Annotated in this window: 15 protein-coding genes; 14 read left to right on the top strand and 1 reads right to left on the bottom strand. The window is 61.4% G+C overall.

Annotated features, from left to right (window positions below; genetic code table 11):
* The first annotated feature begins 42 nt into the window (after positions 1-42).
* The 13 genes from BSY240_RS19705 to BSY240_RS19645 all read left to right on the top strand — a co-directional run bounded on the left by BSY240_RS19705 (position 43) and on the right by BSY240_RS19645 (position 12,181).
* On the top strand, positions 43-225 hold the full coding sequence (locus BSY240_RS19705) for a type II toxin-antitoxin system HicA family toxin (RefSeq protein ID WP_069043448.1): 183 nt from the start codon (positions 43-45) through the stop codon (positions 223-225).
* 20 nt (positions 226-245) lie between these two features.
* Complete coding sequence (locus tag BSY240_RS19700; RefSeq protein WP_054148233.1) at positions 246-644, top strand: type II toxin-antitoxin system HicB family antitoxin; 399 nt, start codon at positions 246-248, stop codon at positions 642-644.
* The gene (locus BSY240_RS19695; protein WP_069043447.1) at positions 641-1,510 is read left to right on the top strand and encodes a heme-dependent oxidative N-demethylase family protein; all 870 of its coding nucleotides are present in this window, start codon (positions 641-643) and stop codon (positions 1,508-1,510) included. Before BSY240_RS19700 ends, BSY240_RS19695 begins: the two co-directional genes overlap by 4 nt.
* A 136-nt stretch (positions 1,511-1,646) precedes the next feature.
* Entirely contained in the window at positions 1,647-3,089 is a 1,443-nt protein-coding gene (locus BSY240_RS19690; protein ID WP_054148232.1) for a homospermidine synthase, read from the top strand.
* Between the two features lie 186 nt (positions 3,090-3,275).
* Entirely contained in the window at positions 3,276-3,638 is a 363-nt protein-coding gene (gene omp10 / locus BSY240_RS19685) for an outer membrane lipoprotein Omp10 (RefSeq protein ID WP_054148231.1), read from the top strand.
* A gap of 202 nt (positions 3,639-3,840) precedes the next feature.
* The gene (locus BSY240_RS19680; RefSeq protein WP_069043446.1) at positions 3,841-5,739 is read left to right on the top strand and encodes a 5'-nucleotidase C-terminal domain-containing protein; all 1,899 of its coding nucleotides are present in this window, start codon (positions 3,841-3,843) and stop codon (positions 5,737-5,739) included.
* 121 nt (positions 5,740-5,860) lie between these two features.
* Positions 5,861-6,895: a ferrochelatase gene (hemH, locus tag BSY240_RS19675; protein ID WP_054148229.1), complete on the top strand. Its 1,035-nt coding sequence runs from the start codon at positions 5,861-5,863 to the stop codon at positions 6,893-6,895.
* A 410-nt stretch (positions 6,896-7,305) separates the two neighbouring features.
* Complete coding sequence (locus tag BSY240_RS19670) at positions 7,306-7,914, top strand: hypothetical protein (RefSeq protein WP_054148228.1); 609 nt, start codon at positions 7,306-7,308, stop codon at positions 7,912-7,914.
* 80 nt (positions 7,915-7,994) lie between these two features.
* The gene (locus tag BSY240_RS19665; protein ID WP_069043445.1) at positions 7,995-9,956 is read left to right on the top strand and encodes a methyl-accepting chemotaxis protein; all 1,962 of its coding nucleotides are present in this window, start codon (positions 7,995-7,997) and stop codon (positions 9,954-9,956) included.
* Positions 9,957-10,145: 189 nt separating this feature from the next.
* Positions 10,146-11,147 carry an SPFH domain-containing protein gene (locus tag BSY240_RS19660; protein WP_054148514.1) on the top strand — a complete coding sequence of 334 codons (1,002 nt, stop codon included), beginning with the start codon at positions 10,146-10,148 and terminating at the stop codon, positions 11,145-11,147.
* Between the two features lie 5 nt (positions 11,148-11,152).
* Positions 11,153-11,611, top strand: a complete 459-nt coding sequence (locus BSY240_RS19655) for an NfeD family protein (RefSeq protein WP_006726899.1) — start codon at positions 11,153-11,155, stop codon at positions 11,609-11,611.
* Positions 11,612-11,657: 46 nt separating this feature from the next.
* A complete protein-coding gene (locus tag BSY240_RS19650) occupies positions 11,658-11,894 on the top strand; it encodes a CopG family ribbon-helix-helix protein (protein ID WP_054148226.1) in 237 nt (78 codons plus the stop codon).
* A gap of 5 nt (positions 11,895-11,899) precedes the next feature.
* Entirely contained in the window at positions 11,900-12,181 is a 282-nt protein-coding gene (locus BSY240_RS19645; RefSeq protein ID WP_069043444.1) for a type II toxin-antitoxin system RelE/ParE family toxin, read from the top strand.
* Positions 12,182-12,188: 7 nt separating this feature from the next.
* Here BSY240_RS19645 and BSY240_RS19640 read toward each other — a convergent pair whose 3' ends face one another.
* The gene (locus BSY240_RS19640) at positions 12,189-13,184 is read right to left on the bottom strand and encodes a KpsF/GutQ family sugar-phosphate isomerase (RefSeq protein ID WP_069043443.1); all 996 of its coding nucleotides are present in this window, start codon (positions 13,182-13,184) and stop codon (positions 12,189-12,191) included.
* Between the two features lie 154 nt (positions 13,185-13,338).
* Between BSY240_RS19640 and BSY240_RS19635 the strand changes: the two genes are divergently transcribed.
* Positions 13,339-14,874, top strand: coding sequence for an outer membrane beta-barrel protein (locus tag BSY240_RS19635; protein WP_069043442.1), 1,536 nt, complete (start codon positions 13,339-13,341; stop codon positions 14,872-14,874).
* Positions 14,875-14,889 lie beyond the last annotated feature (15 nt).

Genomic DNA, 14,889 nt, shown 5'->3' with positions numbered 1-14,889 from the left:
GAAAAGAAGTGATGCGCATATATTTGCGCATGGAGACAGGTAATGGAGAAGGACTCGCGCAAGATCATCCAGCGCCTGAAGGCCGAGGGATATGAACTTGTTTCGGTGTCTGGCTCCCATCACAAGCTTCGGAAAGGTGGCAAGACGATCATCGTGCCCCATCCGAAGAAGGATTTCCCGCTTGGCACCGCCCGGGCGATTGCGAAACAGGCGGGCTGGATCTGAAGAGCAAGAGAAATCGGCATATGCGATACTACGTGGCTTTGGTCCATAAGGACCTGGAGAGTGCCTACGGCATCAGCTTCCCCGATTTGCCAACCGTATTCTCGGCAGCGGATCGCGATGAAGACCTTGTCATCAACGCAATCGAAGCCTTGAGGCTTTGGGCAGAGGATGAAGAGCTTCCGGTCCCCTCCTCTCATCAGGATATCGTCGAGCGTTCCGATGTTCGTGACGAATTGGCTGCCGGCGCATTCCTCATCCGCGTGCCCCTCATCGAAGACGATACACGGACTGTCCGGGCGAACATCACGATGGAAGCAGGAACGCTGGCCGCAATCGACCAGGCAGCCAAGCAGCGAGGCCTCACCCGGTCGGCCTTCCTGGCAAGCTGCGCTCGCAAAGAGATCGAGCGCTCGGCGTGATCAAGGCGCGACCGAAACTCACCCACACACCATACGCCGGCCCGACGCGCCCCTTCACCATCGGCCTGTCCGCTCTCGACCCGACCCGCTGGATCGAACCGGATGCCGACTGCGATCGCTACCTGAACGAAAAGCGCGCGCTGGCAGCGGCACGGCACGAGAACGTCTTCCGGGCGACCGAAGACAGTCTCCCCGCCCAGGAGGAATGTCTGGCAGCCCTCGTCGCCCATCTCAAAGCCCATCATCCGCAACACAAGCATGCGCCGTCCATGAACGACGACACCCTGCCCCCGCTCATGCGCGCTGGGATGCTGGTACAGGACGACCTCGTCATCATGATGAAGCGCGACGCCGGCTGGTCCATCGCCGCTGCTCATCTCTCCTTCCCATCCTCCTGGTCGCTTGCGGAAAAGTTCGATCGACCGATGGAGGAGGTCCACGAGCATGTGCCGGGGTTCCAGGGCGGCACGCGCAACGCTGCCATGATCAACCGCATCTTCGACAATCTGGCGCCCGGCCTGCCCGCCGAGCGTTTCAATTGGTCGATCAACTGGAAGGAAAAGCTCTTTCACCCGGAAACCGGCCGCAACGACGACGCCCAACCGCATGAGGCCGTGGTACGCGTCGAGCGCCAAACGCTGACGAAACTGCCTGTGACAGGCGCTATCGTCTTCACGATCCGCATATATCTGGATCCGGTCACAGCGTTCAGGAACCATCCTGACGGCAGAAGGCTCGGCGCCGCCCTGGCCGAGCAGCTGGAGGGCCTCGCCGGCGATCAGCTCCGATACAAGGGCCTCGACACCCAGCGTGACCGGCTCGTCGCCCACCTGCGGCAAGATACAGCACTCGAAAATCAGCGGTGAGGCCCCTCACCCCCATGCCCCTACCCTTTATTGTGTCAGATTTTTGTGATCTAGAACCGCCAGTATCGCTCCGGCCGCACAAGACAGGCCGGAAACATGGCCCAGGCACAACGACCGGGCCTCCAAGGAGACGGAAATGAGCGAAATGACCTACCCGGTTTATGGCGAGATCACCGGCCCGATCGTGATGATCGGTTTCGGCTCGATCGGCCGCGGCACCCTGCCGCTGATCGAACGCCACTTCAAGTTCGACAAGAGCCGGATGGTCGTCATCGATCCCCGCAATGACGAAGCCGACCTGCTTGCCAAGCATGGCATCAAGCACATCCAGGCGCATGTCACCAAGGACAACTACAAGAAGCTCCTGAAGCCGCTTCTGACCGAAGGCGAAGGCCAGGGCTTCTGCGTCAACCTGTCGGTCGACACCGGCTCGCTCGATCTGATGAAGCTCTGCCGCAAGCTCGACGTGCTCTACATCGACACGGTTGTCGAGCCCTGGCTCGGCTTCTACTTCGACAAGAACATGAAGAATTCCGAGCGCACCAATTACGCGCTGCGCGAAACCGTGCGCCAGGAAAAGGCGAAGAACCCGGGCGGCACGACGGCCGTGTCCACCTGCGGCGCAAACCCGGGCATGGTGTCCTGGTTCGTAAAGCAGGGCCTCGTCAACCTCGCCCATGAAATCGGCCTGAAATTCGAAGAGCCCGACCAGAACGATCGTGACGGCTGGGCCAAGTTGATGAAGAAGGTCGGCGTCAAGGGCGTGCACATCGCCGAACGCGACACCCAGCGCACCAAGAACCCGAAGCCGCTCAACGTCTTCTGGAACACATGGTCGGCCGAAGGCTTCATCTCGGAAGGTCTGCAGCCCTCCGAACTCGGCTGGGGCACCCATGAAAACTGGATGCCGAAGAACGCCAAGAAGCACAAGAAGGGCTGCAAGGCCGCGATCTATCTGGAGCAGCCGGGCGCCAACACCCGTGTCCGCACCTGGTGCCCGACGCCCGGCCCGCAATACGGCTTCCTCGTAACCCACAACGAGTCGATCTCGATCGCCGACTACTTCACCGTCGAGAAGGACGGCGAAGTCGTCTATCGTCCGACCTGCCACTATGCCTACCACCCGGCCAACGACGCCGTCCTTTCGCTGCACGAGATGTTCGGCAATGGCGGCACGCAGCAGCCTGTTTTGCACGTGCTGAACGAAGACGAACTGGTTGACGGCGTCGACGAGCTCGGTGTGCTGCTCTACGGCCACGAAAAGAACGCCTACTGGTTCGGTTCGCGCCTGTCGCTCGAAGAAACCCGCCGCATCGCGCCCTATCAGAACGCAACCGGTCTGCAGGTGACCTCGGCCGTGCTCGCCGGCATGGTCTGGGCGATCGAGAACCCGAAGGCCGGCATCGTCGAAGCCGACGAGATGGACTACAAGCGCTGCCTGGAAGTGCAGTCGCCCTATCTCGGCCCGGTCGAAGGCCACTACACCGACTGGACGCCTCTTGATGGTCGCCCGGGCCTCTTCCCGGAAGACCTCGATGAAAAGGATCCGTGGCAGTTCCGGAACATCCTGGTCCGATAAACGGTTTCAGGCCAGAGCTTGGGGCCCGTCGCTCGCGGCGGGCCTTTCTCGTTGCAAGCAAGGACGGGATAACCCCGGCAATACAAGGCTTTCGCCTTGCTTTGGCCGAGGCTTCGCGGCATGTTCTCGATGACAACGCAAACGGTGGGCGGCCGGACCGAACCGCCGAGATGGTGGGAGACAAGAATGAAAATCAGATCCCTGGTGGCTGTAACGGCGATGAGCCTCGCCCTTTCGTCCTGCTATTCCAGCCCTCCCCGCCAGTTGCCGGCCGTTCAGCAGGGTCCGTCGATCGAAGGCGCCTGGGTTGATCCGAATGGCATCGCCTCGACCTTCCAGGGCGGCACCTTCACCACGCGGACGACCGATTCCAACCAGATCCTCGCATCCGGCACCTACACGCTGGTCAATGACCGCCTGGTCGAGATCAACATGACGTCTCTGGTTCGCAACACGCAGCAGAAGGTGAATTGCGCCCTCGTCACGCCGACACAGCTGAACTGCACCTCCGACAGCGGCGCCCAGTTCTCGCTCGCCCGACGCGGCTGAGCCGGCGCCAGGACAGACTGATCGAGGAGCGGCCCAAGCGGCCGCTTCTTTCGTTTCTGGCCCCGCGAACATGCGGACATCAAGTGAATTTTGCTTGCCCTGTTCCGGCCTTGATGAAAACATCCGCCATCCGAATTCTGGCGCGTGACTGTCATCAATCCGTGCCAGACTTCCGGTGATCGATTGCAACAGGAGAGATAAGATGTTCAGACATTTGAAGATTGGCCTTTTCAGCGCCTCGGTGCTGGCCCTGACCGCCGGAACAGCTCTGGCCGATTTCGAACTCAATATCCTGCACATCAATGACCTGCATTCCCGCATCGAGGCCATCAGCAAATCCGATTCGACCTGCTCGGCAAAAGATGCGGCCGCCAACGAATGCTTCGGCGGCATCGCCCGCGTGAAGGCCGCCATCGATGCGCGCCGCGCAGAACTCACGGGCAAGAACGTGCTGACACTCGACGCTGGCGACCAGTTCCAGGGCTCGCTCTTCTACACCACCTACAAGAGCGCCCCGATTGCCGACTTCATGAACGGCATCGGCTTCGACGCCATGGCCATCGGCAACCACGAATTCGATGACGGCCCGGAAGAGCTGGCGAAGTTCATCGACGCGCTGAAATTCCCGATGATCTCCGGCAACACGCTGGCTGGCCTCAACTCTCCGGTCGCCGACAAGTTCAAGCCCTACATCGTCAAGGAATTCGGCGAGGAGAAGGTCGCGATTGTCTCGGTCCTCGCAACCGACACGGACGAGACCTCCTCGCCTGGCGACACCATCCTGTTTGCCGACGAGATCGGCTATCTGAAGGAAGCCGTGGCCGAAATCGAAGGCCAGGGCATCGACAAGATCGTGCTGCTCTCGCATGTCGGCTACGTCAAGGATCAGGAAATCGCGGCAGCCGTTGACGGCATCGACGTGATCGTCGGCGGCCACAGCCATTCGCTTTTGTCCAATACCGACGAGAAGGCAGCGGGCCCCTACCCGACCCTGGTGAAGAACCCGTCCGGCGCGGATGTGCCGATCGTCCAGGCCTATGCCTATTCCAAGTATCTCGGCGACCTGACGGTCGTTTTTGATGACGCAGGCGTCGTCAAGACCGCGACTGGCGAACCGAAGCTGCTAGACGCCTCCGTGACCCCGGATGAAGGCTTCGTCGCCAAGGTGGCCGAACTCGGTGGCCCGATCGAGGAGTTGAAACTGAAGGAGATCGGCGAGAGCGCCGAAGCCATCGACGGCTCGCGTGAAACCTGCCGTGCAGTCGAATGCACCATGGGCAATCTGGTGGCGGACGCCATGGTCGATCGCCTCAGCGATCAGGGCATCACCATCGCCATCCAGAATGGCGGCGGTCTGCGCGCGTCGATCGACGCCGGCACCGTCACCATGGGCGAGGTCCTGACGGTGCTTCCCTTCCAGAACACGCTTGCCTCCTTCCAGCTCAAGGGCTCCGACATCGTGGCCGCCCTCGAGAACGGCGTGAGCCAGGTCGAGGAAGCGGCCGGCCGTTTCCCGCAGGTATCCGGTCTGAAATACACCGCCGACCTGACCAAGCCGGCCGGCAGCCGCATCTCCTCCGTCGAGGTCAAGGAAGGTGACGCCTTCGTCGCCATTGACCCCGAGAAGGTCTACGGCGTGGCCACCAACAACTATATGCGCACCGGTGGTGATGGCTATGGCGTGTTCGAGAGCGGCGGACAGAACGCCTACGATTTCGGCCCGGGCCTCGAAACTGTCGTGGCCGACTACATCGCCAAGAACAGCCCCTACAGGCCTTACACCGACGGTCGCATCACCGTGATCTCCGCGACGGCACCGCCGGCAGGCGACACGACCACGCCGGCAACCGAAGCGCCCGCTCAGGCTCCGGCAGCAACCGAGGCTCCGGCTGCCGCAGAAGCTCCGGCGGCAACCGCCGCGGATGCGGCCATGGCGACTGCCGAAACCGTCTACAAGGTGGTTGCCGGCGACAGCCTCTGGAAGATCGCCGAGGCCACCTATGGTGACGGCATGATGTGGAGCAAGATCGCCGAGGCGAACACGCTGCGCAATCCGAACGCGCTCTCGATCGGCCGGGAATTGCAGCTTCCGCCGAAGTAAGACCGTTTGACGCATGACAAAAGCCGGTCCGGGCTTCCCCGGGCCGGCTTTTGCTTTTATCAGATGATCTCAACTGGCCTTCGCCACGTATCGGTCGAGATCTCATCACCAGGATATCAAGATGAATGTAATGCCTGCCCATTGGCCCTCCGACCATCCGCCCGTCAATTTCGGCAAGGTCGGCGTCCTGCTCGTCAACCTTGGAACGCCCGATGGCACGGACTACAAGTCCATGCGCCGCTATCTCGAGGAATTCCTGACGGATAAGCGCGTCATCGAGTGGTCACGGTGGTTCTGGTACCCCATTCTGTACGGGATTGTTCTCAACCGACGCCCACAGAAGGTCGGCAAGGCCTATGAAGAGATCTGGAACAAGGATCTCGACGAAAGCTACCTGCGCACCTACACCCGCAGCCAGGCGGAAAAGCTCGCGGTTGCCTTGAAGGATCTGCCGAACGTGCATGTCGATTGGGCCATGCGCTACGGCCAGCCGGCGATCCAGGCGAAGATGAACGAGATGCAGAAGGCGGGTTGCGAGAAAATTCTCGTCTATCCGCTCTACCCACACTATGCGGCGGCAACCACGGCGACCGTCAACGATGAAGCCTTCAAGGCGCTGTTGAAGATGCGCTGGCAGCCGGCTTTGCGCACCGTGCCGCAATATGCCGATGATCCGGTCTACATTGCCGCCCTTGCCAACTCCATCAACCAGCATCTGGCGACCCTCGACTGGGAGCCTGAACTGGTGATAACCTCCTATCACGGCATTCCGAAGTCCTACTTCATGAAGGGCGACCCCTATCACTGCCAGTGTCACAAGACGACGCGTCTCTTGCGCGAGCATCTCGGCTGGGAGAAGGAAAAGCTGATGGTGACCTTCCAGTCGCGTTTCGGGCCCGAGGAATGGCTGCAGCCCTATACCGACAAGACGGTCGAAAAGCTGGCCCAGGAAGGCGTCAAGCGCATCGCCATCATGAACCCGGGCTTCGTCTCCGACTGTTTGGAAACACTGGAGGAAATCGCCGGTGAAGCCGGCGAGGACTTCCTGCACAATGGCGGCGAGAAGTTCACCCACATTCCCTGCCTCAACGACAGCGACGACGGCATGCGCGTGATCGAGAACGTCGTCCGCCGGGAGCTCCAGGGTTGGGCCTGAAGCTCAATAGGCTAAGCTACATGCAACATGACCAAGGGACTGCCGGAAGGCGGTCCTTTTTTCATTTATATCAATGTCGCTTCGCGTCGCACCGTGCCTTCCGGAGGGGCATTTGAGCTACGGTAGCGGTACAACCGAGACGGCGAACACGCATGGCGAGCCAATGAGAAAAAGCCCAATCTTCGGTACATATGCCCAACTTTAATGCATCTTTTCATTTGCTTAGCGTGCCGGGCTCCGAAACAACACAACCGAAAAGACAACCTCAAGCTGCCCACAAGCGCAAATCCGAGACGGAAAAGCCTACTTAAATCATTGGATTTAATTACAATTCTAGATAGGCAATTTCTTATATTAATGGTCCGTTTAGTAATGATCCCTAGAATTAGGGGGAGTTGAAGGAGACCATCATGAAATTCGTCACGACAGCATTGGCATCGACGTTCATCGTCGCGTCACTCGCCACTGCCCATGCAGAACCGGCCCAGCCTGATATCGCCAAGCTCGTCTCGCCCGAGCTCATCAAGCAGATCCAGGAATTCGTGTCCGCCGAGATTGTCACCGTATCGGTCGAGGCACAGAACGCTCGGCTCACAGACCTGTCCCAGGACAAGATCGACGAGCTGGACAATCAATGGAAGGCCGAGCGCGAGGCAGCCGACAAGCCGCTGATCGCCGCGACGCTCTCCAGCCCGCTCTCCGTCTATCTCGCCCGCATCCAGGGTAAATCGCTCGGCCTCTATCCTGAAATCTTCGTGATGGACAAGAACGGCCTGAATGTCGGCCAGAGCTCGATCACCAGCGACTTCTGGCAGGGCGACGAGGCCAAGTTCCAGAAGACCTATGACGTCTCGGAGGACGCGATCTTCATCGATGAAGCCGAGTGGGACGACGACATGAAGATCTGGCGAAACCAGGTGAGCCTGACGCTGGTCGACAGCGCCAAGAAGAAGATTGGTGCCGTTACCGTCGAACTCAACCTGACGGAACTCGAGCGCCGGGCGCTGGCCGGCAGCTGATCCGTCGACACGACCCCCATGATGGCGGCCGTCCTGTAAACCATGATCCAATTCGACCCCGACCGGGACAGGATTTTACTATGCTCAAGAATTTATCCGTAAGCGCCAAAGGCTTTATCGCTTTCGGACTCCTCGCCGCCATCGCGATCGCAGCCTCGACCTTCATGCACAATCGCACCATTATGGCCCGTGAACAGGTCGCGGAAACCGCGACGATGAATCGCGCCGTTGCGGTGATCGAAGAATTCTCCGCCGATCTCTATGTTGCGGACCTCAAGCTGAAGACCTTCCTGTTGACCGGCAACCGCGACTACGCAGCTGGCGCAGAAGAGATGGCTGCGGAAATGAGCGCGGACCGTCCCAACATCGAAACAATGCTGTCGGCATCGGCACCTGCAGAACTTACGAAGTTCAGGGACGCGGTGGTTGCCTTCGACGCGTGGAAGACAAACTTCATGGACCGCCAGATCCTCTTGATGCGCGACCCGGAAACGGTTGAACTTGCCCGCGCCATGGAAGTAACTGGTGAAGGAGAGGCTCTAGTCCAGGCCTTCGAAGTGCGAATCCGCGAGATCAAGTCTTCTCTCTCGGCGCGTGCCGTCACCGCGGGTGAAAACCAGACAGCAGCCCTCTCGCTTGTGGAAACGGTCAGCCTCGCCGCTTCGATCATCGTTGGCATCGCTGCTGCTCTCCTCGGCTTCCTGAACTTCCAACTTGTTTCTCGTCCGCTCGGCAAGCTCGCCGACAACACGACGCGCCTCGCAAACGGCGACCTCGACGTCACGATCGATCAGGGTGGCAAGGACGAAATCGGGCGCATGGCCGCTGCGATGCAGATCTTCCGTGAGGCAGCGATCGCCAACAAGCGGCTGGAAGCCGAGGCCGACGGTAACCGTCGTCAGGCAGAGGCCGATCGCATCGCGACCCAGCAGCGTGCCGAAGCTGATGCCGCCGAACGTCTGCGCATCGCCACGTCGGGCCTGGCTGCCGGTCTGAAGCGCCTCGCCGCCGGCGATCTCGCATTCCAGATCAACGAAGCCTTCGCCCCTGATTTCGAGGCACTCCGCCACGACTTCAACCAGTCTATCCGCCAGCTGAACCAGACCATGGCCTCGATCAACAACAGCGTCGCGACCATGGAGACCGGCACCCGCGAGATCGCCTCGGGGACCGATCATCTGTCGAAGCGCACTGAGCAGCAGGCAGCCGCCCTTGAGCAGACGGCAGCCGCAGTCGAAGAGATCACCGCCAACGTCGTCAACTCAAGCAAGCGGACCGAAGAGGCCCGCGGTGTGGCGGCACATGCCAACACCTCCGCCAACCAGTCGTCGGAAGTCGTTTCCCGCGCCGAAGAAGCCATGCGCCGGATTGAAAACTCCTCGCAGCAGATCTCGAACATCATCGGCGTCATCGACGAAATCGCCTTCCAGACCAACCTGCTCGCCCTGAATGCTGGCGTCGAGGCAGCACGCGCCGGTGAAGCCGGCAAGGGCTTTGCCGTCGTCGCCCAGGAAGTTCGCGAGCTGGCCCAGCGTTCTGCCAATGCTGCGAAGGAGATCAAGGCTCTCATCCAGAACTCCTCGACCGAGGTTGCTGGCGGCGTGGATCTCGTCCGCAAGACCGGCGAAGCGCTGCGCACCATCGGCGGCTTCATCACCGAGATGAACACCCACATGGATGCGATTGCCCTTTCCGCCAAGGAACAGGCGACCGGCCTTTCGGAAGTCAACCATGCGGTCAACTCGATGGACCAGACGACCCAGCAGAACGCCGCCATGGTCGAGGAATCCAACGCGGCCTCCGGCGCGCTTGCGAGCGAAGCTGCAAAGCTCCGCGAACTGATCTCGCACTTCAGCATCGACGGCGTGCAGCAAACCCAGGCATCGGCGCTGCGCGAAACGGCACGTGCGATGGCACAACCCACGGCATCGCCCAGCCGCGCTCCTGCACCGCGTGCGGCCGAGCCTGCCCGGCGCGCCGCCCCGGCGCCACGCAGCCACGGCAACGCGGCAGTGGCCCAGGACAACTGGGAAGAGTTTTAAGCTCAGGTCGATCAGCCTGAAAACCGAGGCGGCGGGAGAAATCCCGCCGCTTTTCTTTTTCTCGCGGCCCACCAGTCTGGATGGTAAACCACGTCGTGTGTGACCGCGATCCCTTGCATTTACCCTGTCACGCCACGATGTTAGACCATAGGGGCGCAATTTCCGTTTGCGCCAATGCTGGAGGAATTCATGCCCGTTACCGGTCCGGACATCGTCGTCATCGCACTCGTACTGCTTGTGATCCTGGTCCTCTTTGCCGGCATCAAGACCGTACCGCAGGGCTTCCGCTACACGATCGAGCGTTTCGGCCGCTACACGCGCACGCTGGAGCCGGGCCTTAACCTGATCATCCCGTTCTTTGAGCGGATCGGCGCGAAGATGAACGTCATGGAGCAGGTACTCGATGTGCCGACCCAGGAAGTCATCACCAAGGACAATGCCTCGGTTTCTGCCGATGCTGTCGCCTTCTATCAGGTGCTGAACGCTGCAGAAGCCGCCTATCAGGTCTCGAACCTCGAAAATGCCATCCTGAACCTGACGATGACCAATATCCGCTCGGTCATGGGCTCGATGGATCTCGATGAACTGCTTTCCAACCGCGAGGTCATCAACGACCGCCTGCTGCGCGTTGTCGACGAGGCCGTCCGCCCCTGGGGCATCAAGGTCACGCGCGTCGAGATCAAGGATATCCAGCCGCCGGCCGACCTGGTGGACGCCATGGGCCGCCAGATGAAGGCCGAGCGCGAGAAGCGCGCCCAGGTCCTGGAAGCGGAAGGCTTCCGCAATGCCCAGATCCTGAGGGCCGAAGGCGCCAAGCAGGCCGCCATCCTTCAGGCCGAAGGCGAGCGTGAGGCAGCCTACCGCGAGGCCGAGGCCCGTGAGCGTCTGGCGGAAGCCGAAGCCAAGGCCACCCGCCTCGTCTCGGAAGCGATCGCCGCCGGCGACGTCAACGCCATCAATTACTTCGTCGCCCAGAAATACACAGAAGCAATGGCCGCGATCGGCACCTCCAGCAATTCCAAGGTGGTTCTGATGCCGATGGAAGCGACGTCGCTGATCGGTTCGCTCGGCGGCATCGGCGCGATTGCGCGCGAGGTCTTCGGCGACGACAAGCGCCCGGCACCGACGCGCCCGACCGCCGCGCCGCGCACCACGCCGCCGATCAGTTCCTTCAACCCGAACGGCGAGTGATCGCCATGCTGGCGCGGATCATCGCCGAACTCGGTCCCTGGAGCTGGTGGGTCCTCGGCATGCTGCTGCTTGCGGCCGAACTGGTCATGCCCGGCGTCTTCCTGGTCTGGATCGGCCTCGGCGCCATCCTGACAGGTGTGCTGTCGCTGCTGCTTTGGGATGCGGGCTTCTGGTCGTGGCAAATCCAGTCGCTGGTCTTTGCGGCAAGCGCCGTCGCCTTCACGCTTGCCGGTCGCCGTCTCTTCACCCGCCTCGAGACGTCGAGTGACGAACCACTCCTCAATCAGCGTGGCGCAAGCCTCGTCGGCCGCACCGCTGTGCTGGCCGAGCCCATCCGCGAGGGCCGCGGCCGTATCCGGCTGGACGACACCTTCTGGCTGGTCTCCGGCCCGGACCTGCCAGGCGGCGCCCGCGTGCGGATCGTCTCAAGCGACGGTCGCGATCTGACAGTGGAAGAGGCTTGAGCCGGTCCACGCTTGAATGCGCGGCAAAGCATGGCATAGTGGGTCCATGACAATCGAACTCGACATCACGCCGGATCTCGCAGCCAGGATCGATGCGCTTGCCGCGCGCGCGGGCGTATCGCGTTCAAGGATCATCCAGGATGCCCTGGAGCAGGGTCACTCGATTGCCTGGCAGGAGCACTTCATCGGCAAAGTTAAGGCTGCAATCGAAGCAGCCGATCGGGGTGACTTCGCGTCTGAGGCGGAAATAGACCGGGTATTGAACAAGTATCGGCCCGGCTAACGCTGGTGGTCTGGACACTTCCAGCGATCCAAGATCTGGAAGCGATTCAGGATTACATTGCAGACAGGCGACCAGCGGCAGCGACACGTCTGGCCAAAAGGATCTTCGATCAAACGAAGGCGCTCTTGGCTAAAAATCCGAACGTCGGCCGCCTAGGCAGGGTGAGCGGCACGCGGGAACTCGTGGTTTCCCGCACACCCTACATCGTCGTTTACAGAGTGGGCGCGCGCGTGGAAATCCTGGCGATCATTCATGGCGCACGAGATTGGCCTGAGAGCTTCTCTTGAGGCCCGCTTAGGCGACACCGATCCTGAGCAGATCGTGGAAGTGAATGAGGCCGACGGGCGTGTTCTCGTCATCGACGACGATCAGCGCACCTATGCCATGTTTGTTGATCATCGCCGCGGCGGTCGTCGCGAGGGCGTCGCCCTTGATGACCTTCGGATTGCGGGTCATCACATCATCGACGTCAAGGATAGACAGATCCCGGGCGAGATTACGCGCCATGTCGCCTTCCGTCACGATGCCGCAGAGCTTGCCGGCGTCGTCCACGATGCCCACACAGCCAAAATGCTTGTGAGACAGGGTCTTGACCGCCTCGGGCATGGGCGTACCGAGCGCCACCAGCGGCAGGCGATCGCCGGTATGCATGATGTCGCGCACATGGGTGAGCGCCGCACCGAGCTTGCCGCCTGGATGGAAGGTACGGAAGTCCGACGGCGAGAACCCGCGGGCTTCAAGAAGGGCAATCGCAATCGCATCGCCGATGGCAAGCTGCAGCACAGCCGAGGTCGTCGGCGCGAGCCCGTGCGGGCAGGCCTCCTGAACCTTCGGCATCAACAGCACGACATCGGCATTGCGGGCGAGCGTGGAATTTTCACCCGCCGTAATGGCGATCAGCGGGATCGAGAAACGGCGCGAGAAGCTCAGAATGCCCTGAAGTTCCGTCGTTTCGCCCCCCCAGGAGATCGCCAGGATCGCATCATCCTGCGCGATCATACCGAGATCGCCGTGATTGGCTTCCGATGGGTGGACAAAGAAGGCCGGCGTGCCGGTCGAGGCAAAGGTGGCGGCAATCTTCGAACCGATATGCCCGCTCTTGCCGACCCCGGTGACAATCACGCGACCGCCGATCCCGCCGATCGTCTTGACGGCATTGCAAAAGGGTGCGGCCAAGGGCCCGGCCAAGGCCTCTTCGAGGACACGAAGCCCCTCCCGCTCGGTCGAGATGACGCGAAGAGCGGATTCGGTGGCACTGGCTTCAACGAGATTGACTGCGCGCTTGATCATGTCGTCCCATACTGCGTTTGTCGGCTGCTGTAAATTCTCGTGGTGCATGCCGCATCTTCGGCAACGCCTGCCTGATCGCCATTCACCGGCGAAACCAAACATTAACCACCAGGCTTTACGATTGGGTAAGCATTACAGATCGCCGGGCGCAAGCATGACTTCAGTCGAAAATCGGGACACGCGCGGCGCACGCCGCCTGGGACTGCGCGCTTTTGCCGGCGCACTCGCGCTGTCGGCACTCGTGCACCCGTCATTGGTCGTAGCCCAAGAGACCCGCCCCACGCCGCAATCCTCGACAGGCGCTGCGTCAAGCGGCACGCCAACGCCCGGAATCGGCCCGGAAGGCATCGCGACTCGCGTGGGCGAAACGTCGACATCGGCACCTGCCGTGGCGAGCGATCCGACCACGGCGGCCACGATTGCCCCGAACACATTCCCGGTGGACCCGCTTGCTGATCCCGATGTCTTGCCGCTGGACGACGACATCGGCCGCCAGAACCTGCGCGAGACCCGCCTCGACGACCCGACGGCCGCCCGAATTCGCCGCGATGCCCTGGACGCCGAAGACGGCACCGGCATTCGCCTTGGCAGCATGATCCTTCGGCCGTCGATCAGCCAGAAACTGGGCACCGAGCGGGAGAAGTCCGGCGACGTCAAAACCAACCGCACATTCTCGGAAACCGGACTGAAGGGTACTTTGACCTCGGACTGGTCGAGACATGAGCTGAATGTCGGAGCCGAAGGCGCATGGCAGGAAACGCTGTCGGGCACGGACAACGACAAGCCTCGCTCCAATATCGACGCGCGCCTGCGTCTCGATCTCGCCGACGACACCATCGCGACGCTTTCCGGGTCTTACAATTTCAGCCGCGAGGATAGCGACGACCCGAACGCCGTATCCGGCGCCCGGGTCCAGTCGGGTGTCAACCAGTTCGGGACTGGCCTGTCGGTCGAACGCGACTTCGGTGTGATCCGCGGCTCGATCGCCGGCGATTTCACCCGCTTTCAATATTCGGATGCCAAGCTGTCCAATGGCAGCATCCTCGAACGCAGCGATCGCGACCGCAATCGCTATACGCTCAGCAGCCGCCTCGGATACGAGATCTCGCCTGCCCTCACCCCCTTCATCGAAGGCACGATTGGGCGGATCGACTATGACGAAGCCGTCGATTCGTCCGGATACCGGCGCTCGGCGGATCTCTATGGCGCCAAGGTCGGGGTGGCAGTCGATCTGGGAGAGAAGCTGCGCGGCGAAATCGCCCTCGGCTACGAACATCAGACTTTCGAGGACGCGCGTCTGGCAGAACTGTCAGCGATGACGGTGGATGGCAACATCTTCTGGTCGCCGCAGGACGGCACCAGCATCGATCTCTCGCTCGACACCAGCATCGATCCATCGACCACGGCCGGTGTCAACGGCGCAACGATCCACCGCGTCACCGCTGCGCTGTCCCACGACCTGCGCACGAACCTCGTGGCGCGCTTGACCGGCGGGACAACCTTCACGAACTACGACGGAAATGCGAATGCGAGCGATACGACCGCTTATCTTGCGGGCGCCGGCCTGACGTGGAAGGTCAATCGCTATCTCGATGCGACGGCAGATCTCGCTTACGAGCGCACCAACTACAAGACCGGCACCGACAACAGCACGGTGACGGCATTGGTAGGCCTGACCGCCAAGCGCTGAGCCCGGCGGTCAGGA

Origin of the sequence: Agrobacterium sp. RAC06 (assembly GCF_001713475.1) — a bacterium.
Taxonomy (GTDB): domain Bacteria; phylum Pseudomonadota; class Alphaproteobacteria; order Rhizobiales; family Rhizobiaceae; genus Allorhizobium.
Note: the sequence above shows the minus strand (reverse complement) of the source record. Positions and strands in the feature narration are given on the sequence as shown.

What these genes read in the sequence shown, in the direction of transcription:
- BSY240_RS19705 (WP_069043448.1), top strand. Translation starts at nt 43, where the DNA reads ATGGAGAAGGACTCGCGCAAGATCATCCAGCGCCTGAAGGCCGAGGGA.
- BSY240_RS19700 (WP_054148233.1), top strand. Translation starts at nt 246, where the DNA reads ATGCGATACTACGTGGCTTTGGTCCATAAGGACCTGGAGAGTGCCTAC.
- BSY240_RS19690 (WP_054148232.1), top strand. Translation starts at nt 1,647, where the DNA reads ATGAGCGAAATGACCTACCCGGTTTATGGCGAGATCACCGGCCCGATC.
- omp10 (WP_054148231.1), top strand. Translation starts at nt 3,276, where the DNA reads ATGAAAATCAGATCCCTGGTGGCTGTAACGGCGATGAGCCTCGCCCTT.
- BSY240_RS19680 (WP_069043446.1), top strand. Translation starts at nt 3,841, where the DNA reads ATGTTCAGACATTTGAAGATTGGCCTTTTCAGCGCCTCGGTGCTGGCC.
- hemH (WP_054148229.1), top strand. Translation starts at nt 5,861, where the DNA reads ATGAATGTAATGCCTGCCCATTGGCCCTCCGACCATCCGCCCGTCAAT.
- BSY240_RS19670 (WP_054148228.1), top strand. Translation starts at nt 7,306, where the DNA reads ATGAAATTCGTCACGACAGCATTGGCATCGACGTTCATCGTCGCGTCA.
- BSY240_RS19665 (WP_069043445.1), top strand. Translation starts at nt 7,995, where the DNA reads ATGCTCAAGAATTTATCCGTAAGCGCCAAAGGCTTTATCGCTTTCGGA.
- BSY240_RS19660 (WP_054148514.1), top strand. Translation starts at nt 10,146, where the DNA reads ATGCCCGTTACCGGTCCGGACATCGTCGTCATCGCACTCGTACTGCTT.
- BSY240_RS19655 (WP_006726899.1), top strand. Translation starts at nt 11,153, where the DNA reads ATGCTGGCGCGGATCATCGCCGAACTCGGTCCCTGGAGCTGGTGGGTC.
- BSY240_RS19650 (WP_054148226.1), top strand. Translation starts at nt 11,658, where the DNA reads ATGACAATCGAACTCGACATCACGCCGGATCTCGCAGCCAGGATCGAT.
- BSY240_RS19640 (WP_069043443.1), bottom strand. Translation starts at nt 13,184, where the DNA reads ATGATCAAGCGCGCAGTCAATCTCGTTGAAGCCAGTGCCACCGAATCC.
- BSY240_RS19635 (WP_069043442.1), top strand. Translation starts at nt 13,339, where the DNA reads ATGACTTCAGTCGAAAATCGGGACACGCGCGGCGCACGCCGCCTGGGA.